Origin of the sequence: Salmonella sp. NW38 (assembly GCF_051807745.1) — a bacterium.
Classification (GTDB): domain Bacteria; phylum Pseudomonadota; class Gammaproteobacteria; order Enterobacterales; family Enterobacteriaceae; genus Salmonella; species Salmonella enterica.
Genome location: NZ_JAMMTO010000002.1, coordinates 272,975 through 294,861, shown reverse-complemented (window position 1 = coordinate 294,861; position 21,887 = coordinate 272,975). Strand labels below are relative to the sequence as shown.

Here is a 21,887-nt window from a genome sequence, read left to right as displayed (position 1 = left end):
ATTCTTAAGATCTGGTCAACGTAACGTCATCAGGCAGATTTCTGAATTATGAAATCTTATTCGACCTCACGAACATCCACACGCAGCTCTTTCGGCACTTCGAAAACAATATTTTCTTCGCGCCCCTCAAGCGTGACAGCTTCGCCGCCGCCAAACTCGCGCAGACGCGCAATAACATTCTGCACCAGAATATCCGGCGCGGAAGCGCCAGCGGTGACGCCAACGCAGGCGGCTTCTTTCACCCACGCCTCCTGGATATCCGCCGCATCGTCGATAAGAAACGCGGTTCTTCCCATCCGTTGGGCCAGTTCCGCCAGCCGGTTAGAGTTAGAAGAGTTTTTCGAGCCGACCACCAGCACCACGTCAGCCTGCTCCGCCAGCGCCCGCACCGCTTCCTGACGATTAGTAGTGGCATAGCAAATATCGTCTTTGCGCGGGCCGACGATTTTCGGAAAGCGTTTACGCAACGCATCAATCACATCGGACGTATCGTCCACGGAAAGCGTGGTTTGCGTCATGAAGGAGAGCTTGCCTTCATTTTTGACATTCAGCGTCCAGACGTCCTCTGGCGACTCAACCAGGTACATCCCCCCTTCCGGGTTGCTGTACTGGCCCATGGTGCCTTCCACTTCCGGGTGCCCGGCGTGGCCGATGAGAATAGACTCTTCACCGCGACGGCTGGCGCGCGCCACTTCCATATGGACTTTCGTCACCAGCGGGCAGGTGGCGTCAAAAACGGTAAGATCGCGGCTTTTCGCCTCGTTACGCACCGCCTGGGAAACCCCATGAGCGGAGAAGATCAGAATGGCGCCATCCGGCACTTCGCTAATTTGTTCTATAAAGATCGCCCCGCGCTTGCGCAGGCTGTCCACTACATAGCGGTTATGCACGACTTCGTGCCGAACGTAAATTGGCGCGCCGTAAATGGCGAGCGCATTTTCAACAATGCTGATAGCGCGGTCTACCCCGGCGCAAAAACCGCGTGGGTTGGCCAACAGGATCTGCATGTTTATGCCTCCAGCGCCGGATCGATTTCCAGCACTTCAATATCAAAGTGAACGGTATGCCCGGCCAGCGGATGGTTAAAATCAACGGTAATCGAGTCGCCGTTGATTTCGCGAATCACGCCAGGCATTTCGCTGCCATCCATTGCGGTAAAAAGCATAATCGCCCCGACTTCCGGTTCGCCCGCCGCCATAAACTCACGGCGCGAGAAATACTGGATCAAGTCCGGACTGGGGACGCCAAACGCGGCGTCCGGCTCCAGCGAAAACGCTTTCTTTTCCCCTTCTTTCAACCCCAGAAGCTGCTGCTCCAGACCTTCGGAAAGCGAGGTATCGCCAAGACGGAACAGGGCTGGCTTGCCGTTATTGCGGGTAGATTCCGCCGTTGAGCCATCATCCAGTTTCAGGGTGAAGTGAACGAGGATCGCGCTGTTGCTCTGTACGGATTTAGACATGCAAATTGCTCACGTGTTTTGCCCGGAGGCACAAAGAACGATAAAACCGTAGGCCGGATAAGGCGTTTTCACCGCCATCCGGCACCACGTTTGCCTGATGGCGCTGCGCTTATCAGGCCTACAAAACCGGATAAGCGCCACCCGGTATTTACGCTTATGCCTGTTCTTTCGCTGTCGGCTTCGGCAAAAAGCCTTCCAGTACAATCAGCGCCGCGCCGATACAGATCGCGCTATCGGCAAGGTTGAACGTCGCGAAATGCCAGTCGCCGACGTAAAAATCGATCATATCGACAACAAAGCCGTGCCACAGGCGGTCGAACAGGTTACCCAGCGCGCCGCCGATGATTAACGCATAAGCGATGTTATTCAGCTTCTGCGTTGCTTTCGAGCGATACATCATCACCAAAAGAATTACGCAGATCCCTATCGCAATCCCGGCAAAGAACCAGCGCTGCCAGCCGCCGCTATCCGCCAGGAAGCTAAAAGCCGCGCCGTAGTTACGCGCATAATGCAGATTAAGCGACGGGAACAGCCCTACCGTATCCCCCAGAGCGAAATTCTGGAGGATCAGGTATTTGCTGCCCAAATCGATAATCAGCACGACTACTACCAGCCATAGCCAGCGTAGTCCTGTTGAACAGAGTGGTTTACTCATCAGGCAAATTTACGTTGTTCGCCATTACCGGCGATGTTGCTGACACAGCGTCCGCAGATATCTGCATGTTCCGCCACCTTGCCGACATCAGTAGTGTAGTGCCAGCAGCGCGGACACTTATCACCCTCGGCACGCGTTACCACTGCCTGAACTGTCGTATTACCAGCATTGTACTGAATATTTTCATCATCAATACCCCCCGCTTGCTCAGAAATCACGAACTGGGAAGTAATGAAGATAAATCTGACCTCTTCACCCAACAGTTTCAGCTTCTTAATCGTACCGTTAGCATCGTCAGCATATTTCAGCGTCACTTTTGCTTCCAGGTTCGATTTGATGCCATTGGCTTTCTGATTTTCCAGCTCTTTGTTGACCTGGTCCTTGATATAGCGGACATCGTCCCAGAATGCGTCATTAAATTCTTCATTCTCTTCCAGGCCAAACAACCCGTCGTACCATTCGCCGGTGAAGACATATTTTTCACGCTCGCCCGGCAGGTAGCCCCAGATTTCATCAGCCGTGAAGGACATGATCGGCGCCATCCAGCGAACCAGCGCCTCTGCGATATGATACAGTGCAGTCTGGCAGCTACGACGCGCGACGCTATCGGCCTTCGCGGTGTACTGGCGGTCTTTGATGATGTCGAGGTAGAACGAGCCCATTTCAACGGAGCAGAAGCGCATCAGGCGCTGTACCACTTCATGGAAGTCGTAAGCTTCGTATGCCTTCAGAATCTCTTGCTGCGCCGTTTTCGCGCAGCCCACCGCCCACCTGTCCAGCACCACCATCTCTTCCGGTTTGACCATATCGGTGGCCGGATTGAAGCCATTGAGGTTCGCCAGCAGGAAGCGCGCGGTATTACGGATACGACGATAGCTGTCGGCGGCGCGTTTGAGGATCTCGTCAGAGACCGCCATTTCGCCGGTATAGTCAGTAGACGCCACCCACAGACGCAGGATATCCGCGCCCAGTTTATTCATCACATCCTGCGGCGATACGGTGTTACCGATGGACTTGGACATTTTGCGCCCCTGACCATCGACGGTGAAGCCGTGAGTCAGTACCTGGCGGTATGGCGCTTTGCCTTTCATCGCCACGCTAATCATCAGGGAGGACATAAACCAGCCGCGATGCTGGTCAGAGCCTTCCAGATACATATCGGCAGCGTGACCGGCGAATTCCGGACGTGCGTCAACCACGGAGTAACTGGTGGAACCGGAATCAAACCAAACGTCCAACGTATCCGGAACTTTCTCGTATTGATCAGCATCTTCGCCGAGGATCTCTTTCGGGTCGAGATCCCACCATGCCTGGATACCGTCAACTTCGACGCGTTTCGCCACCTCTTCCATCGCCGCCAGAGTACGCTCAATCGGCAGTAGCTCCTGCGTTTCTTTATGCACGAACAGCGACATCGGTACGCCCCAGGTACGCTGACGTGAGATACACCAGTCAGGACGGTTAGCGACCATTGATTCAATACGCGCCTGACCCCAGTCCGGGATCCACTGAACGCCTTTGATCTCTTTCAGGGACTGTTGACGAAGCCCTTCTTTATCCATGCTGACGAACCACTGCGGGGTCGCGCGGAAAATGATCGGCGTTTTGTGACGCCAACAGCACGGATAGCTGTGCTGCATTTTTTCGACATGCAGTAGCGCGCCTTTTTCTTTCAGCAGTTCAATAACGATATCGTTCGCTTTGAAGACGTTAACACCGTCAAGCGTTGGATATGTGCCTGGCAGGTAAGCGCCGTCCGGCCCAACCGGGTTAGCCGTTTCCAGGCCATACTTTTGACCGATCACGTAGTCATCCGGGCCGTGACCAGGGGCGGTATGTACCGCGCCGGTACCTGCGTCCAGGGTGACGTGATCGCCGAGGATCGCCGGCACGTCAAAGCCCATAAACGGATGGGTAAAGCGCAGCAGTTCCAGCTCCGCGCCTTTTACGGTACCGAGAATGGTGTATTCAGCCGCGCCAATACGCTGCATGACGCTTTCAACCAGATCTTTCGCCAGAATCACCGCCTGTCCGTCAATCTGCACCAGCGCATAATCAAAGTCCGGCGCCAGGGAGATGGCGCGGTTAGCCGGCAGAGTCCACGGCGTGGTGGTCCAGATGACCAACGAGATCGGGCCGCTCACGCCCGGCAAACCAAACTTCGCTTTCACCGCATCCTGATCGACGGCGCGGAACGCCACGTCGATAGACGGCGACGTTTTGTCGTAATATTCAACTTCCGCTTCCGCCAGCGCGGAACGGCAGTCAACGCACCAGTGCACCGGCTTAGCGCCTTTGTGCAGATGACCGTTTTTGATAATTCTGCCCAGCGCGCGGATGATGTTGGCTTCGGTTTTGAAGTCCATGGTCAGGTACGGATGCGACCAGTCGCCCAACACGCCCAGACGAATGAAGTCTTTACGCTGGCCGTCAACCTGCGTGGCGGCATATTCGCGGCACTTGGCGCGGAATTCAGCGGCAGTAAATTTCTCGCCCGGCTTACCGAACTCCTGCTCGACTTTCAGCTCGATAGGCAGACCGTGACAGTCCCAGCCCGGCACGTAAGGCGAGTCAAATCCCGACAGTCCTTTGGACTTCACGATAATGTCTTTCAGAATCTTGTTAACTGAGTGACCAATATGAATGCTGCCATTCGCATATGGAGGGCCATCATGCAGAATGAAGGTTTTTTTGCCTTTTTTGGCCGCACGAATGATGCCGTACAGATCATCATCGGTCCAACGCGCCAGCATTCCCGGTTCACGCTTGGCGAGGTCGCCGCGCATCGGGAACCCTGTTTCCGGCAAATTCAGGGTCGATTTATAGTCACTCATCAGATTCTCGGTTCCGTATTTCGGTTTGATAAACACCGTCAGGGTTACACCTGCCCGGCTAGCCCAAAAAACTTGCGGGCCGTTAACTCATCGCGTGCGATTTGCGCTTTTAGCTCATCAAGCGACGCAAATCGCTGCTCATTACGTATCTTTTTACGCAGTATTACATCTATATGGCGACCGTAGAGGTCCATTACAACGTCCAGCAGATGCACTTCCAGTTGTTGACGCACGCCAGCCACCGTTGGACGAGTGCCAATGTTCGCTACGCCGGGTAACGGCTTATCGCCAAGCCCGGTGACTTCCACCGCATAGACCCCTTTTACCGGGGAGACCTGACGGCGCAGCGGTAAGTTCGCCGTCGGGAAGCCAATGGTACGTCCCAGCTCGTCGCCATGAACGACACGCCCGGAAATAGTAAAGGGATGTCCCAGCAGGCTTTCGGCAAGCGCCAGGTTATCTTCCGCCAGCGCCTGTCTCACTGCGGTACTACTGATACGCACGCCGCCTTCACAAAAGGTTTGGGTGCTGGAAACCGCAAAACCATACTCCGCCCCCGCCTTCTGTAATAACAAGAAATCGCCCGCGCGGCTAGCACCAAAGCGGAAATCATCGCCGACGGCAAGAAATTGCACGCCAAGTCGCTCCACCAGCAGTTCGCTGATAAACGTTTGCGCCGTCAAAGCGGCAAAGTGGCGATCGAATTTCACGCACAGCACATAGTCCACGCCGCACTGCGCAAGGTAATGCAGTTTTTCACGCAGGCGCGTCAGGCGAGCGGGCGCTTTATCCGTCGCGAACAGCTCCAGCGGCTGCGGTTCGAAAATCATGACCACCACCGGCAGACCGCGTCTGCGTCCTTCTTCCTGCAAACCCTGCAGTAGAGCGCGATGCCCTCGATGTACGCCGTCGAAATTACCAATGGTCAGCACACACCCATGCGGGGCCTGACTGAGATTATGTATGCCGCGTATCAGCTTCATGTCTGACTCAAAACAGTGAAAATCGCAAGAGTATACCTTGTACAGCGGTCAAGGTTAACCGACTATTGCCCTGAGGAAACATAAAGAAGATGCTTTTCATCGCCATGCGGCAAACTCCGCCCCAAAACCCGCCGCTTAATGCAATTTTTCTCATGGAAAGGCTGTATTCACAGCACGCAAGCTGGTAGAATCCTGCGCCATCACTACGCAACGAGTGCTGCAATTTAAACGGCGCTTATTTGCACAAATCCATTGACAAAAGAAGGCTAAAAGGGCATATTCCTCGGCCTTTGAATTGTCCATATAGAACACATTTGGGAGTTGGACCTTGGCTAATATCAAATCAGCTAAGAAGCGCGCCGTTCAGTCTGAAAAGGCTCGTAAGCACAACGCAAGCCGTCGCTCTATGATGCGTACTTTCATCAAGAAAGTATACGCAGCTATCGAAGCTGGCGACAAAGCTGCTGCACTGAAAGCATTTAACGAAATGCAACCGATCGTGGACCGTCAGGCTGCTAAAGGTCTGATCCACAAAAACAAAGCTGCACGTCATAAAGCTAACCTGACTGCACAGATCAACAAACTGGCTTAATCGCCTGCTTGTTATCAGCTTTGTAAAAAAACCCGCGTAAAGCGGGTTTTTTTATGCCTGCTATCTGCCGTTTTTCTCGTCAACCGCTGGCGCCGATCTCACTCGTTAACGCTCTTACTAACCAGCCTCTTTTTTCAGCTACTCCTCCCTTAGCCACGTCACGTAATACTTGAAAGTTATTTTCTTTCACTGTTTTCCTTTTTTTATTTCATTATTAAAAAAACTGTGACCACCTTAGCAAATAGAAACATCGCTCATTCAAAAACTAATAAACGCAATCCTGATGTAAGATTTGATAATTGATTGATGCCGTCGGGTTAACTACTTTTCATGTACACCTTACTTACTCATTTTAATCTGAGGTTAAATTCAAAAACGACATAAAAATAATATTCAAAACTTGCTTAGAAAGTAGAGGTTGTTTTTCTGGGCGTATCGTACCAATATCGGAGTTATCATTATGAGTTCTGTCATTGAGGATACCCAGCCTTCCGGGTCAGCATCATTGTCTTTACTACAGCGTATTAGCTATGGCTCTTTGGATGTGGCGGGTAATCTGCTGTACTGCTTCGGTTCAACGTACATTTTATATTTCTACACAGACGTTGCGGGCATTAGCCTTGCCGTAGCAGGCGTTATCCTGCTGCTGGCGCGTATTATCGATGGCATAGACGCCCCCATATGGGGGATCATCATCGATAAAACGCGTTCACGCTACGGTAAATGTCGTCCCTGGTTTTTATGGTTACCGCTGCCTTTTGCGGTATTCAGCGCACTGTCATTTTGGTCTCCTGATATCAGTATGACAGGAAAAGCCATCTATGCAGCAATATCTTATATGATTGCCAGCATTCTATTTACCGGACTTAATACACCACTCAGTGCAATATTACCCCTGATGACCTTATCTCCCAAGGAAAGACTGGTTTTAAATTCCTGGCGAATGACCGGTGGGCAAATTGGGGTTTTATTAATGAACGCGACCGCCTTGCCGTTAGTCGCTTTTTTAGGTAACGGTGATGATCACGCTGGTTTTATTTATACGGCAATTACATTTGCCATTATATCCTGCGCGCTAACGCTCTTTGCGTTTAAAAACATTCGTGAAATGGATACGGATAAAATACAGCATGAACCTAAGTTGCCGATGAAAAAAAGTTTCGCGGCGATGAAAGGTAACTGGCCGTGGATCCTGATGGTGCTGGCTAATCTGATCTTCTGGATTGCCCTACAGCAGCGCAACACGACCATTGTCTATTATCTGACCTACAACCTCGACCGTAAAGATCTGGTACCGCTGATTAACAGCCTGGCGACGATTCAGATCCTGTTTATCATCGCTATCCCCTTCTTTAGCAAATACCTGGCTAAAACCTGGATATGGGTAGGCGGTCTGCTGGTCGCCACGTTTGGCGGCGTCATGATGTGGCTGGCAGCGGACAACATTACTTTCCTCATCGCCGCCTGGATACTCGGCAATATCGGCAGCGGTATCGCCTGCTCAATGCCGTTTGCCATGCTGGGCTTCGCCGTCGATTTCGGCGCCTGGAAGACCGGTATTAAGGCTACCGGCATTCTTATCGCCTTCGGCAGCACCTTCTGCATCAAGATGGGTAGTGGCCTCGGCACCGCTTTCGCCGCCTGGATCATGAACAGTTTTGGCTATGTCCCCAACCATGCCCAGAGTGCTGCGGGTCTGGAGGGAATTATCTGGGCCTTTATCTGGGCACCCGCCCTACTCTTCGCGCTCGCAGCGATCCCACTACTTTTCTTTCGCAAATACGAAGCGATGGAAGAGAAGATTCGCCACGATCTGGAAACCATCAACTCATAACGTTCTTTACCTTCACCCTCGAATATGGGAGGCACCACCATGCCATTTATGCAACAAGACCCGCGTCGTCTGGTCTGGCAGCAAAACGATCGCTATTTATGGATTGAACCCTGGGGCGAGAACAGCCTGCGCGTACGCAGCGGCCGTCATCTGCCGGTAATGAGAAATGAAGACTGGGCATTGACTGAGCCAGTCGCAGAAAGTCAGTGCCACATTGATTATGAGCACCACCAGGCAACGCTGACCAACGGCAAAATTATCGCTATCGTCAATCAAAAAGGACAAGTTACCTTTTACCGCCATCCACACAAACCCCTGTTGCAGGAGTTCTGGCGCCTGCGGGGCGAAATTGGCGAGGATGAATCATCTCACGGCCAGTACGTCAGCGCACTCAACCTTGAGGGACGCGAGTTCCGCCCTATTCAGGGTGGGAAATATTCACTGAAAGCCCGCTTCGAAGCCACCGAAGGGGAAAAAATTTATGGTATGGGGCAGTATCAACAGGCCAACCTGGATCTCAAAGGATGCGTGCTTGAGCTGGCGCAACGTAACTCCCAGGCCTCAGTACCGTTTATGCTCTCCAGTCTGGGCTACGGATTTTTATGGAACAATCCGGCAGTCGGACGCGTAACCTTTGCCCAAAACGTTACCGAATGGGAAGCGCAGGTCAGCGAACAGCTGGACTACTGGATCACGGCTGGCGATACCCCGGCAGAAATTAGCCGGGCTTACGCGCTGGCTACCGGCACACCGCCGATGATGCCGGACTACGCCATGGGCTTCTGGCAGTGCAAACTCCGTTATCGTACGCAGGAAGAGCTGCTGGAGGTCGCCCGCGAATATAAGCGTCGCAATCTGCCTATCTCAGTGATCGTTATCGACTTCTTTCACTGGCCGAATCAGGGTGACTGGATGTTCGATGCGCGCGACTGGCCCGATCCTGATGCCATGATTGCCGAGCTGAAATCGCTGGGAATTGAGCTGATGGTCTCCGTCTGGCCGACGGTAGATAACCGTACCGAAAGCTATCGGGAGATGCGCGAAAACGGCTGGCTGGTACAAACGGAACGTGGCTTGCCGATCAATATGGATTTCCTCGGCAATACCACTTACTTTGATGCGACTCATCCGGGCGCGCGCGACTACGTCTGGGGCAAAGCCAAACGCAACTATTACGATAAAGGCGTGAAGCTATTCTGGTTAGATGAAGCCGAACCTGAGTTCAGCGTTTACGACTACGACAACTATCGCTACCACGCCGGGCCGGTACTGGAAGTGGGCAATATCTACCCACGTATGTACGCTAAAACCTTTTTTGACGGCATGAAAGCCGATGGCGAAGACCAGGTTATCAACCTGCTACGCTGCGCCTGGGCCGGCAGTCAGAAGTACGGCGCGCTGGTCTGGTCAGGTGATATTCACTCCTCGTTTAGATCGCTACGCAACCAGTTTGCCGCCGGACTCAATATGGGAATCGCGGGGATACCGTGGTGGACGACGGATATCGGCGGTTTTCATGGCGGTAATATTCACGACCCGAAATTCCATGAATTGCTGATTCGCTGGTTCCAGTGGGGCGTCTTTAGCCCGGTGATGCGTCTGCACGGCAACCGCGATCCGCAAATTTTACCCGCACAACCGTACCGGGATGGTATCGCCCAGTGCCCGACCGGCGCACCGAACGAAGTCTGGAGCTACGGTGAGGAAGTATGCGACGTACTGACAGATTGCCTGGCGTTGCGAGAAAAACTCAAGCCCTATATCAAAGCGCTGATGGAGGAAACCCATAAGCACAATACGCCAGTGATGCGCCCCCTGTTCTTTGAATTCCCCGAACAGGAAACAAGTTGGGCAATCACCGACCAGTATTGTTTTGGTCCTGACCTGCTGATCGCCCCCGTCATGCATGAAGGTATGCGCGAACGTGATATCTGGCTGCCGGAAGGGGAAACATGGACGGATCTTGCGACCGGTGAAAGCTATTCAGGAGGGCAAACACTGCAGTACGCTACGCCACTGAACAGAATTCCGGTGTTTATCCGCGAAGGTGGGCAGTACCGCAGCCTACTGAATTTGTAGAATGACTCCGGCTGCGGGCTAGTACCGCAGCCGGAAGTATTACGGTAGGTATGTCTACTGAAGCTTAAACAATGCCGAGTAGTCCGCATTGCAAATACGCTGCACCGCCGGATGCTGGATCATTCTTTCGGCAAAAATCGCATGATATTCTTCCATGACATTCTCCACGCGCCCAATCTCTATTACCGACTCATCGGCATAAAAATCCAGCGAATAAAGGCTCGGCGCCACAAAAATCGCATCGTGCGTCGCGCCAAACGCCTTCATTAAGGCCGCGTCATCAAATTCACCGAGGATCTCAACCTGCAACCCCTGCGAATTAAACCAGTTCAACAACTTACGCCCCAGCATCGAGCGCCGTCCCGGCACCAGCAACCGTCGTTCTTCCAGGCAGGCAGGAAACGCTTTTTCGGGAAGCGGATTCGTACACCAGAAACTGACGCTGCATTCGCCGATTTTGACTGAGAATAGCCCCTCCTGCTGCGTGGAATCTATCGGGCAGTCGGAGATAATCATATCCAGCTTGTGCTGGCTGAGCTGTTCGAGCAACATTTCGTGCGTCGACTCAAAGCAACGCAGATGTATGGGTTCGTCCACCACCACCGCCGCATCCAGAACGCTGCTGACCAGACGCTTGGATAAAGCATCGGCGACGCCGACATCAAACAACAGGTTTGATTCTTTGCGGTAATTGACGATATCCAGCATCTCCTGGCTTAGCGTAAACATTTTGTCCGCATAGCGAAAAACCAGCTCGCCCAGTTCGCTGGGTTCAAGACCGCGTCCCTTACGTTTAAATAGCTTCCCCTGTAAACGCTCTTCCAGGGCTTTAATTTGACCAGTAATGGTTTGCGGCGTCAGAAAAAGCGCCTCTGCGGCACCCACGACAGAACCTTCTTTATAGACATGCCAGAAGTAATAAAGATGGTTGTAGTTAATATGAGACATGCTCATTCCTCTCCCTGTTCAATGTCGCAAGGGAGCGATACATCGCTCCCCCTTTCCTTCGTACTGGTTATGCCGGCGCGTTCAAACGCGCGCGCAACCAGCTATACCCCACCACTGCGGAGAGCAATGAACCAATCAAAATGCCCAATTTCGCCCAGTTAATAAGTTCCGGATCGACATTGCCAAATGCCAGGCTGGCGATAAAGATGGACATCGTAAAGCCAATGCCACACAAAATGCCGACCGCCATGATTTGCTGATAAGTGGTCCCCTGCGGCAGATGCGCCAGCTTGAAACGCAGCGCCAGCCAGCAAAACAGGCTAATCCCCAGCGGCTTACCAATCAGCAGACCGGCAATAATTCCCAACGGCAGCATGGAGGTCAGACCGTCAATCGTGACGCCCTGAAGAGAAACGCCGGCATTCGCAAAAGCGAAGAGCGGCAGGATCAGGTACGCGACCCACGGGTGCAGAACATGCTCCAGACGCTTCGCCGGCGAGCGACCGTGTTTTTCTTTCAGCGGAATAAAGAAACCGACAATGACGCCAGCCAGCGTCGCGTGAACGCCGGACTTCAGTACCGCCGTCCACAGCACTGCCCCGACCAGAATATATACCCCAGTCCGTCTGACGCCGCACAGGTTCAGCAGCGCCAGCACGGCAATCGCGAACGCCGCCACGCCCAGCGAGACGATGGAAAGATCGCTGGTATAAAACAGTGCGATAATAACGATGGCGCCGAGATCATCGATGATCGCCAGCGCCATCAGGAATATTTTCAGCGCCAGCGGAACCCGGCTGCCCAACAGCGCCAGCACGCCCAGCGCAAAGGCGATATCCGTCGCGGCAGGAATAGCCCAGCCCTCGCGAGTGACCGGATCGGAGTAGTTAAAGGCCAGATAGAGCAATGCCGGTACAATCATCCCGCCGATGGCGGCAATCACCGGAAAAGCGGCCTGGCGCAGACTGGCTAACGAGCCTTGCATCAGTTCACGCTTAACTTCCAGACCAATCAACAGGAAAAACACGGCCATCAGCGCATCGTTGATCCACAGCAGCATGTTTTTGTTGATTTCAAGCGCCCCAACCCGTAGCTGAACCGGCGTCTCCAGAAAATCATGATACCATCCACTGGTCGCGCCCATATTGGCCATCAGCATAGCCAGCGCAGCGGCGATGATGAGAATGATGCCCCCAGAGGCATCGCTGCTAAAAAATCGGTGCAGATGTTTCACTTTTTATTCTCTCAATCAGGTGAATTCTTCGAATCTACTATCTTACCTCGCCTGACTCATCGTTAAAATTAGATTATATATGATGAATAGCTCGTTTTTTACGAAATGAAGTCCGACTTACGCCGGACCTTTTTAGTGCAGTCAGTTATTGATGATAGACCGCTACGCGTACAGATCCATTTTATACACCCGGAAACTGGTAATATCGTAGCGATAGCCTTCCCCGTTCGTTTCCGCGTTTTTGTAGTAACCTGACGTCATGGTCGCTTCAAAAAGCACGGTTTTCTCCGTAGGCGCAATCTCCTGTAAAATTAGCAGCCCCATCGCCTCACTGCCCGCCTGCGGATCGATAATATCGCTCTCGCCAGGCTGGCAAGAGATGGCGCGGCCATAAACGGATTAAGAATAATCAACGCATTTTGTACTGTATTACTTTCTGTAATCTGGCTGAGGCTGTGCTCATAAATCGCCGTATGGTTGAGCACCATCGCATTTTGCTTATCAATCCTCTGATTGACGGCAAGACACGGGCCAAGAAGCGTATTCTTTTGATGTTTGAACGGCCCCATGATCTCTCCAGTATATCGTTGTCGTTCCTTGCTGGAACAACGAAATAGATACGCTGGAGAGGGTTGGGCTGATAATCAAAAGCCATCGATTCAGCTCTATCACACGGCATGCGATGCGTTATCCGACCTTACGGGATTGATTATATTCATACTTCAGATAATCCAGCGTTGCCGTCACATTTGCCGGTGACAGACGATTAAGCTGCGCCAAAAAAGGATGCGCATACAGATAATTAATGAACGCCGTCGCGCCTTGTAACGTAGCATAACGTTGCTGGGTAATTTTTTTATTACCGGTGAGATTACACACCGCCATAGCATAATCGCGGGTAGAAAAAGTACGCCAGACATTGTTACGGATACCGCCGCTTAAAAACAGGCGTGGCGGAATATCTTTTTGCAGCGGCGTCGTACCGCGTTCTTTGACAAATGAAATATGGCAACGGCCCTGATGGACATGCGGCATGTTCGCCATCATGCATCCCCCCAGAATAAAGCATTCATGATCGAGGTAATGCTGAACGTTTAAGGAGCGTTCGTCCGTCAGCATCCGCACCAGTTCAAAATGGCGGTAGGCAGGCAACACCGGCTTTACGATCATTCCGGAGTCATTCTTATATAACGAGGCCGGACCGTAATCGATATCAAATAAAGTTTCGCGGCGCGCTGTAATCGCTTCCTTACGTTGCACCATATGCGCCAGTGTTCCCGGAGGTAGCCGTTCTTCATAATACGACTGATACTGCCAGGCTTTATCCAGCGGCTGTGCTGAATAATTTGACGAAATCGCCACCACCCTTCCGCTTTGTTCTTCTGCCGTCACCAGAACATACAGGCTGCTGTCTCCACCGTTATAGTTCACCCGGAAAGCGCGGGTGCTGAGTGCGATATCGAAGGCCGGAAACTGCTGGCATCGCTCCGCAAGGTTTGCATTACGGGATAGTTTAAACAGCGCCCGGTTAAGGCCTGTGCTGTCTAATTTCAGCTGTGAGCGGATCCCGGCAAGCGATGTCCCTTCCTCAATTAGGGTTGCCAGCTCGTCCTGTCGGCAATCGCTTTTTGCCTTTTCGGGGACGATGAACGTTTTCCGACACTGACTACACGCCATGCGGTGTTCTCCCTGAGTCGAGAAGCCGTATTTCTTTAATGAGGTGCTGCCGCAGGCAGGACACTGTTTGACCAGGCCTTTCCATCCCCGGTTTACCGTGTGGCGAAAAAGATTTAACGCCCCAGCGGAAATAACAGGAAACAGGAAACCACATTCCCGACAAAGAACATCTTTTCCCTGGCGGACATAATCCGGACTGTTCAACACGCCCAGATTTTTACATCCCGGCGTTTTACAGCAGTCCACATTAATATTGGCAAACATGCGTTCCTCCTTGAGCATTACTTAAAAAAAACAGACCGGATCTCCGCCGGTGACAGGTTATTTACGTAAAGGGTTTTCATCGCTTTCATCATCGGTGCGGTATGAGAGAAAAAGCACTGATAGCCGGCACAAAGATAGTTTTGCTTCATCGGTCCGCAAGCCGAAGGCAAAAAGCGGTGTTTAGGGCAACCGCCATAACAGGCGAATTGCCACGGGCAGGTATGGCATTCCTGCGCCATCGTGCGGCTTTTATCGAGACCAAACTGCTGGTTTTGCGCGCTATTATTCATCTGACGCAGCGGCGTGTCGTTAATATTGCCGAGCTTATATTGCGGGTAAACGAAATGATCGCAGTTATACACATCGCCATTCATTTCCATTGCAAAAGCGCTACCGCAAACGGGCGCAAAAACGCAAACCTGAGGGGGGAGTCCACACCATGCCGCCAGCGTTTGTTCAAAGAGTTGAATGCCGATATCACCAATATCTTCGCGGATCCAGATATCAAAAATGGCATTCAGGAACTTTCCAAACTGTAATCCGTCCACTGACCAGGGGGTTACTGCGGTTTTCTCGTCCTGCGGATGCGCCAGCATTCCGTCTTTATTTGCCGCTCTTTCCACTAGCGGAATAAACTGCATATAGCGGCTGCCGATAGATTTCAGATACGCATAAACCCGCTGCGGGTGTAGCATATTGCTCTGACTCACCACCGTGAGAGTATTAAATTCAACGCCATGACTCGCCAGGCATTTTATCGCCTGTTCAACTTTATGATGGGTAGGTTGCCCTGCGCGAGTTACCCGCCATTCGTCGTGCAGCGCCGCATCGCCATCAATCGAAATACCAACCAGAAAGTCATGCGCCCTGAAGAATCTTGCCCATTCATCATCAATCAGAATGCCATTGGTCTGAAAAGTATTAACGATGGCTTTTCCATTAGCATAACGTTGCTGGAGCGCTACCGCCTGGCGGTAAAATGGCAGCCCCATCAGCGTCGGTTCCCCACCCTGCCACGCAAAAATCACTTCATCTACGTCCTGCGCCGCAATATGCTGTTGCACAAACAACGCTAGCGTTTCTTCCGTCATCTTGTAATGGTTTTTTCTATCGGGATAGAGCATTTCCTTTTCCAGATAGAAGCAATATTTACAATCAAGATTACACACCGACCCGGTCGGTTTGATCATTACCTGACAGCTTTTCCGTTGCATATTTTCCGTATCCCTAAAATAAAAGAACCTGACTCAGCACGAGGGCGCTGAATCAGGCGGGCAGAGCCCTAAGTGGCATACTTAATTTTTTATAATTATCCTTTTAGCCCCAGGTCACCGGCGTTGGTTTGTCGCCACGGGCTTTCATTAATGAGTCGTTATCGATGTCCTGTTTCATTTTCAGGAACTTGCCATACAGCTGTTTTTCAATTTCAGGCTGTTTGCCAATTTGGTTCAGCGTTTCGAACCGATCTTTTTTCAGGTTATAGAGGTATTTAGGTTTATTTTCACGATCGATGATCATTTTCCAGTCACCGTCGCGGATCGCCCACTCATCGGTCGGATCATCCTGGAACGGCATATCAATACCGAAGATCAGCGGCTTATTACGTTTTAACGTTTTCTGCTCCAACAGCGGAACCAGCGATTGCCCGTCGTATGTACGATCAGTCGGCAGTTTGAAATCCATCATGTTCGCCAGCGTCGGCATCCAGTCCAGACCATACACCGGCGTATCGGTAACGACGCCCTGTGGAATGTGTTTACCGTATTTGATAATTGCCGGAACGCGAATACCGCCTTCCCACAGGTTATCTTTACGTCCGCGCAGACCGTCAGTCTCGCCTGCGAGGTTCAGCTCGTAGACTTTACGCGCTTCACGCGTCACCGGGCCGTTATCACTGGTGAAGATGACAATGGTATTATCTTCTTCCCCCATCGCTTTAATTTTATCCAGTACTTTACCGACTTGCGCATCCATATAGCTGATATTGGCGTAATATTCACCGGTACCGCGCCACGGTTTATCCGCCCAGTCGCCGTAGAACAGATCGGGATGCTGCTTCTGGTATTCGCTCATGTATTGTGAATACATATCGAGGTATTTTTTCGGCGAGGCCAGCGGGCTGTGAACTTCCGTAAAGGCAACGTATAAGAAGAACGGTTTGTCGTCTTTCTTGTTATCTAGCCAGTTCACCACTTCAGAACTGACAAATTCGCCGCTGATGCTATCGGCACGATCAATATGTTTGCCGTTACGCATCCAGCCGGTTGGGTGAACGACGCCGTAACGCGGGCGCTCTTTGGCATTATCCAGCGTAGCATCGGTCACAAAGCCAGCCGGGTTCACCAGCGAGTAATCAAAACCTAACTCTTTCGGCTGCGGCTGATCGGTACGATCGCCCCCGGCGTTGAGATGCAGTTTACCCATCATCGCGGTATCGTAACCCTGCTGTTTCAGCAGATTGGCTATGGTCAATTCGTTACGTCCAATAGAAACATTAGTACCTTCAGGGATCCAGGAGCGTACACCGGTGCGGAAGGGCATACGGCCTGTTAACATCCCGGCGCGGGAAGGAGAACACAAAGGAGCCGGCGCATAGTATTCAGTGAATTTGACCCCTTCTTTCGCCAGGCGGTCAATATTCGGGGTTTTCACTATCTGGTGACCGTAAGTCGCCAAATCACCATAGCCAAGATCATCTGCCACAATAAAAACCAAGTTCGGGCGTTTTTCGGCAGCCGCGTGCACGACAGATATCGTACTTGTCGCACAAAGCGCCAGTCCAATCATGCTGGCAATGACTGTTTTTTTCATTTCAACTCCTTTGATTTTATTTAAAATGAATATCCGACCATATAAATCATCTGGTCTCCATATCCGTCATAACCTAGTTTGTTCGCGAAATAACGATATGTCACAGTAGCTTTCCAGCGGGGATAAAATTTCCATGCCAGTGTTAATCCACCATTTAATCCATTTCGACCGAATTGCTGCTCCGTATAAGCGTCATTTCTATCTAGTTCGATTTCATTCCAGTCAGATAAAACAAAATCTTCACCAAATAAATTAAAATTATAGGCTGCAGTCCAGCCAATAACATAGCCATTCCAGCCGCTTGTCTGCCCATATTTCTGCGAGACATAATCACCAGATTGATTATGCAGACCAATATAGGGTTTGAAGAACCCCCAACTCCCGCTCCAACCTAAATACCCCGCTCCATAAAACATATCGAGGTCATCGCCCCATGAGTTATCCCATTGACCATATATCTTGCCGAAGAAAGTATAATCTGAATCAAAGAGTCGTACATGAGTCATGGCAGAAACAGTATGATTTCTTCCAGCAACAGCGTGATTTAACACGTTGCTTTCAATAAATGAATAGAATTCTGCCTCTTTGAAGTTGACACCAAAGTCAGCAGTTACTTTCCACACCTCCCCACGATGTACATTGACGAATCCACTATTCCAGTCAGCATAACCGGCATTAATTGATCCAAATGAATTCTTATATTCCAGTGCATGTACAGAATGGCTAAAAACAGTAGATATTGTAAGTAAGAGACTAAATAATACTGTTCGCTTTATCAGAGACATTGAATATATTTCCCATAGTTATATTTTATTCATCAATGAATATGTTTTACTCCGGTGTCAAAGTTTAACCAAATCTAGTTATAGAATAGTGATATAAATCTCACATCACGCAGGATAAAAGTATTTAAAAATAATGTGTCGAGAAATGTTTTTTTATAAAAAATAACTCAATGTTTATTATTAAATCAACACTTCATCTTTTTAGGTCATACCGCAGATTTAGTGTTGTACTAAGCTTTACCTTTTGGATAACTGATAACAAAGATTGATGTGATTTGCCCCGCTGTTCCGTAACTCAGGGAGGGATCCGAAACGGTCATTTCCCCCTCAGGAGTGCAACTCTATCGCTGTAAGCAATACCTGAAAACCTGCCAGCTCAGCCATCACTACAACGGTGCCCTCCATCACACCATTATTGATATGACGATGATTACCTGATCGGTGATGTTCTAAGTATGTATCCTTTTACTAACGACGTAATGAGCGTGGAAATTAGCGGTAACGCTCTGAAGGCGATGATGTCTCATGCAGCCGATCCGAAGAACGGCATGCAGCATGTGTCGAAAACGGCCAAATTCAAACACTACAACACAAAACCGCTGGTACAGCGTATTGTCAAATTTGATATCAAAGGTAAACAGGTCGCAGACAGTACATTCAGTACCGTCGCACTGGATTCCTTTATCGGTAAAGGCCGTGGCGGATTTGACTTCACGAAAGGTAAAAATGTCAAAGGCATTAAAGGGCTGTAAACCTCGCAGGAAATTGCTGATTATATGGAACATATCAATAATATCGTTCCGGATCACACCATGCGTGTTGACGACATCAATAAATAAAACAACTCTCATGCGGTCGTTATCCGATGGCGGCAGATTGATATTATCTTCGCGGGAACGGTAATTACCGTTGTCAAAAACCAGAAACTCCACGATACCCGGTTCGCTGCTTTCAACTCAGACACCAGGATAAAGGCTTAACGGCGCGGTGCCATAAGGATTAAGGGTAATAACGGCATGTTTATATGTATTGTCCTCACGAATTTGGTCGAGGAGCTGTTGGTATATGGCGTTATGGTTTTGCACCATCGCGTTATCGGTATCAATTTTCTGATTCATCAGCGCTCTTGGTACAGGCATGACGAGTGAGGACTGTTAATTTACGTACATAATGATCTCCAGACTATACGTTATGAGACTTCTGCAATGCAGAGGCAATTTCTCTGCCCGTCCAACGTAATATTCTGAAGATGTGCAGCATAGTCACTACGTATAACGCAATAACAAAAAAATCATAAAAATATTTTATACCGCTATTAACTCATAAAATTTCACCCTGAGAAAGCAAGTCATCATCGAATATTTATTTAGTTCTTTTTACCTATATCCTATAGCATCCATAAGACCGACCAATAGGCCGAAATAAACGTTACACCAGGTAACATAAATTATCATTCAAGCACATAAAAAATGCTTAACCTAAAATCATAGCAACACTTAATAAAATTAAACATAAACGGCAGCAAAATATTATTTTTATGTCCTTTTTTGTGACCAACCGCATTTTCAAATTAATGAATCACAACAGACAATTCTCATCAATTGAATAAAAAATAATGACACACATATTATTTGTCGCTCAAAAAAATGGTTTAAGAATCCTTAAACGACGCGTTATATGCATACCTCATTAAATATTGATAAAACAGGATCAACATGCTTATAAAAAGAACACAAAAACAATAACATTTATTTCACTTAAACAATTTAGCCAATTTAATGACAGTTGATTTCTCAGGCCTGTCGCCCCAACCTATCCTTGCTCATAGCATAGCGGACACGTTGCAACGATGCTGACTATACGGAACAAGTGGGATATCATGGCCTGAAAGCACAAATGGAGTAATCATGAGACAGCATAAAATAAATAATGAGTTTATTTACAATAAATGATTAAGAAAAATCACGTCTTTGAGCAGTAATGCAGCGTTCAAAATAGCATTTATGCGGGCCCGGCGCCTGAGCTATTTAATAGAAAACGCACATCATGAATTGATTATCCGTGAAGGTGTTGCGTACGCCGTTTGGGGGGAACGGGGCAAATTTATCAGCGATACTAACCTGACACAGCCAATTTATCTATTACGCCCCAATCTTAAAAATAGGTTTACAGGAATTACTTATGACCTTACCGAGGCATGGTATAAAAATAAATGAAAAGATCGTTATTGATACAAGCGACCTTCCCCAGCCCTATACCTGTAAAAAACCATACCGACATAAAAATATCATCGCAGTAATCATTTCTATATTTCTGGCGATGCTCGCCTTATTTTATCTTCCAATACGCCTCTAGCGCTGTACGAGAAGATAAGGCGATCACTAAGCGGATATTTTCGGTGGTTATCATCTCTGTTTTTAAGCAACGGAGCACTTAACCACCGTTATTATGCCTCCTTCAGATGTGCATACTATGTTCAGTCATAAATAATCCGCAGCAGCGCCAGCTGTTTGTCCTCATCCAGGTAATGAGGTTCCACCATCGCATACGGTGAAGCGATCGACGTAGTCATATTCTCCACGATAATATGGCGCTCAATACCGTCCTGCCGATGGCAACGCACTTCCAGTACCCCCGTCTCATTCCAGCATCCTGCTTCAACAACCGTTCCCTGAAACCGTATCTGGCTTCCCGCCTGCGCCGCACCGATAACCATGAGCGGCAACCACAACGCGGGCACCACATAGTGTCTGACATGCATAATAAGCCTTCCTGCACTTCTGGTGGCGGTTAATAACGAGAAGCTTTCGCTTCCCGACAAGTGAACACTATCCCTTCGCTTTCTGAATCGCCATTTGCAACATATCCTGAGTCGTGCTTCCCGGGATCACGGTCACCCGTTTTACATCACCGTTTTGCGTCTGAGGCATGACGACAAAAGCAGGCGTGCCGCTAAAATCCATATGCTGCGCCAGTGCCTGGTTAGTGAGGAGCGCATCATGTACTGCACCGCTGCTTTGCGCTTCTTTTACGGCGGCCAACTGCGTCGGCGTTAGATAATGTTGCGCCAGGGTGTAGACATCGTGTTCCGTTAACGCGCCTTCCACCTTCCCTGTGGCATAAAGCGCATTATGCCAGTCGAGATATTTCGCCCCACCCTGGGTAAGCCATACCTGTTCGCCGACTCTTGCCGCCAGTCCGGATACCGGCCAGCGGGAGGAAAAAATAGGAAACTCTTTGAAAATAAACCGGGTATCCGGGTTCGCCTTAATCAGGTTTTCGACCACAGGCGCCATTTTGCTACACCACGAGCACTGGTAATCAAAGAACATCACCACCACCGCTTTTGCCTCGTTGGGCCCAACGGAAGGACTGCTGCTACTGAGCAACTCAGCACGATACTGTAATGCCAGTTGAACATATGCCTGTTGTTGCGCAATCTGCTGACGCTGATGCAATGTCTCGCTGGCGGCGACCAAAAATTCCGGATGTTCGGCCAAATACGTTGCCACCACCTCTCCCACTTTATCCGGATGACTGACGATGTAGGCTTCCGCCGTCGGACCAATTTGCGACGTCGGGGCAGAATCGGCGGCGATTGCCGAGGCGGATACGGCAACGCCTGCCAACGTCAACATCGCCAGTCGGGAAAGTTTTAACGCGTGATAATACATAATAAAAGTCTCGTTCGATAAGATCGGAAAGCCTCCCGCTATCGGGAGACGCCTGAAA

General features: G+C 50.0%; 19 protein-coding genes and 3 pseudogenes. 5 read left to right on the top strand and 17 right to left on the bottom strand.

All coding sequences use genetic code 11. The features are described 5' to 3' along the window. Positions 1–56 precede the first annotated feature (56 nt). The 6 genes from ispH to NA624_RS05195 form a co-directional block, all read right to left on the bottom strand. Complete coding sequence (gene ispH, locus NA624_RS05220) at positions 57–1,007, bottom strand: 4-hydroxy-3-methylbut-2-enyl diphosphate reductase (RefSeq protein ID WP_001166422.1); 951 nt, start codon at positions 1,005–1,007, stop codon at positions 57–59. A 2-nt stretch (positions 1,008–1,009) separates the two neighbouring features. Next, positions 1,010–1,459, bottom strand: a complete 450-nt coding sequence (fkpB, locus tag NA624_RS05215; protein WP_000047269.1) for an FKBP-type peptidyl-prolyl cis-trans isomerase — start codon at positions 1,457–1,459, stop codon at positions 1,010–1,012. A 154-nt stretch (positions 1,460–1,613) separates the two neighbouring features. Further along, on the bottom strand, positions 1,614–2,114 hold the full coding sequence (gene lspA / locus NA624_RS05210; protein ID WP_000042736.1) for a signal peptidase II: 501 nt from the start codon (positions 2,112–2,114) through the stop codon (positions 1,614–1,616). Beyond that, on the bottom strand, positions 2,114–4,948 hold the full coding sequence (gene ileS / locus NA624_RS05205) for an isoleucine--tRNA ligase (protein WP_001563101.1): 2,835 nt from the start codon (positions 4,946–4,948) through the stop codon (positions 2,114–2,116). The genes lspA and ileS overlap by 1 nt, the downstream gene beginning before the upstream one ends. A 44-nt stretch (positions 4,949–4,992) precedes the next feature. Beyond that, a complete protein-coding gene (gene ribF / locus NA624_RS05200; protein ID WP_000767307.1) occupies positions 4,993–5,931 on the bottom strand; it encodes a bifunctional riboflavin kinase/FAD synthetase in 939 nt (312 codons plus the stop codon). A gap of 7 nt (positions 5,932–5,938) precedes the next feature. After that, positions 5,939–6,154 carry a DUF2575 family protein gene (locus NA624_RS05195; RefSeq protein WP_001538903.1) on the bottom strand — a complete coding sequence of 72 codons (216 nt, stop codon included), beginning with the start codon at positions 6,152–6,154 and terminating at the stop codon, positions 5,939–5,941. Positions 6,155–6,259: 105 nt separating this feature from the next. Here NA624_RS05195 and rpsT point away from each other — a divergent pair, with 105 nt between their 5' ends. The 3 genes from rpsT (at position 6,260) to NA624_RS05180 (ending at position 10,436) form a co-directional block, all read left to right on the top strand. Continuing rightward, positions 6,260–6,523, top strand: coding sequence for a 30S ribosomal protein S20 (gene rpsT / locus NA624_RS05190; RefSeq protein ID WP_001518655.1), 264 nt, complete (start codon positions 6,260–6,262; stop codon positions 6,521–6,523). Positions 6,524–6,983: 460 nt separating this feature from the next. Continuing rightward, positions 6,984–8,357, top strand: coding sequence for an MFS transporter (locus NA624_RS05185; protein WP_000099988.1), 1,374 nt, complete (start codon positions 6,984–6,986; stop codon positions 8,355–8,357). Positions 8,358–8,396: 39 nt separating this feature from the next. Then, on the top strand, positions 8,397–10,436 hold the full coding sequence (locus NA624_RS05180) for a glycoside hydrolase family 31 protein (RefSeq protein WP_001116448.1): 2,040 nt from the start codon (positions 8,397–8,399) through the stop codon (positions 10,434–10,436). Positions 10,437–10,490: 54 nt separating this feature from the next. On the opposite strand, the gene nhaR is transcribed toward NA624_RS05180, so the two are convergent. From nhaR to NA624_RS05140, 8 genes and pseudogenes are all read right to left on the bottom strand, one after another. Further along, positions 10,491–11,390, bottom strand: a complete 900-nt coding sequence (gene nhaR, locus NA624_RS05175; protein ID WP_000062872.1) for a transcriptional activator NhaR — start codon at positions 11,388–11,390, stop codon at positions 10,491–10,493. A gap of 61 nt (positions 11,391–11,451) precedes the next feature. After that, positions 11,452–12,618 carry a Na+/H+ antiporter NhaA gene (gene nhaA / locus NA624_RS05170; RefSeq protein WP_000681340.1) on the bottom strand — a complete coding sequence of 389 codons (1,167 nt, stop codon included), beginning with the start codon at positions 12,616–12,618 and terminating at the stop codon, positions 11,452–11,454. 162 nt (positions 12,619–12,780) lie between these two features. Beyond that, positions 12,781–13,008 (bottom strand): annotated as a pseudogene (locus NA624_RS05165) (aryl-sulfate sulfotransferase); the annotation flags it as partial. Next, positions 12,930–13,187, bottom strand: a complete 258-nt coding sequence (locus NA624_RS05160) for a hypothetical protein (RefSeq protein ID WP_000528978.1) — start codon at positions 13,185–13,187, stop codon at positions 12,930–12,932. The pseudogene NA624_RS05165 and the gene NA624_RS05160, both read right to left, overlap by 79 nt. Positions 13,188–13,305: 118 nt before the next feature. Next, on the bottom strand, positions 13,306–14,559 hold the full coding sequence (locus tag NA624_RS05155) for an IS1/IS1595 family N-terminal zinc-binding domain-containing protein (protein WP_000457885.1): 1,254 nt from the start codon (positions 14,557–14,559) through the stop codon (positions 13,306–13,308). Between the two features lie 17 nt (positions 14,560–14,576). Next, positions 14,577–15,773, bottom strand: a complete 1,197-nt coding sequence (locus NA624_RS05150; protein ID WP_001189142.1) for an anaerobic sulfatase maturase — start codon at positions 15,771–15,773, stop codon at positions 14,577–14,579. A gap of 103 nt (positions 15,774–15,876) precedes the next feature. Then, positions 15,877–17,370, bottom strand: a complete 1,494-nt coding sequence (locus tag NA624_RS05145) for a sulfatase family protein (protein ID WP_000754364.1) — start codon at positions 17,368–17,370, stop codon at positions 15,877–15,879. 20 nt (positions 17,371–17,390) lie between these two features. Beyond that, entirely contained in the window at positions 17,391–18,155 is a 765-nt protein-coding gene (locus tag NA624_RS05140; RefSeq protein WP_000052612.1) for an outer membrane protein OmpK, read from the bottom strand. A gap of 455 nt (positions 18,156–18,610) precedes the next feature. Between NA624_RS05140 and NA624_RS05135 the strand changes: the two genes are divergently transcribed. Beyond that, entirely contained in the window at positions 18,611–18,907 is a 297-nt protein-coding gene (locus tag NA624_RS05135) for a 5'-nucleotidase C-terminal domain-containing protein (RefSeq protein ID WP_001542932.1), read from the top strand. Between the two features lie 207 nt (positions 18,908–19,114). Here the strand turns inward: NA624_RS05135 and NA624_RS05130 are convergent. Further along, positions 19,115–19,294 (bottom strand): annotated as a pseudogene (locus NA624_RS05130) (arylsulfatase); the annotation flags it as partial. Positions 19,295–20,116: 822 nt separating this feature from the next. Between NA624_RS05130 and NA624_RS05125 the strand changes: the two are divergent. Next, positions 20,117–20,510 (top strand): annotated as a pseudogene (locus NA624_RS05125) (transcriptional regulator). A 121-nt stretch (positions 20,511–20,631) separates the two neighbouring features. Here NA624_RS05125 and NA624_RS05120 read toward each other — a convergent pair. Together NA624_RS05120 and NA624_RS05115 are read right to left on the bottom strand one after the other, a co-directional pair. Next, positions 20,632–20,916 (bottom strand): hypothetical protein, encoded by a 285-nt coding sequence (locus NA624_RS05120; RefSeq protein WP_000558466.1) that lies wholly within the window; start codon positions 20,914–20,916, stop codon positions 20,632–20,634. Positions 20,917–20,983: 67 nt separating this feature from the next. Then, positions 20,984–21,829: a DsbA family protein gene (locus NA624_RS05115; RefSeq protein ID WP_000291397.1), complete on the bottom strand. Its 846-nt coding sequence runs from the start codon at positions 21,827–21,829 to the stop codon at positions 20,984–20,986. Positions 21,830–21,887: the final 58 nt, after the last annotated feature.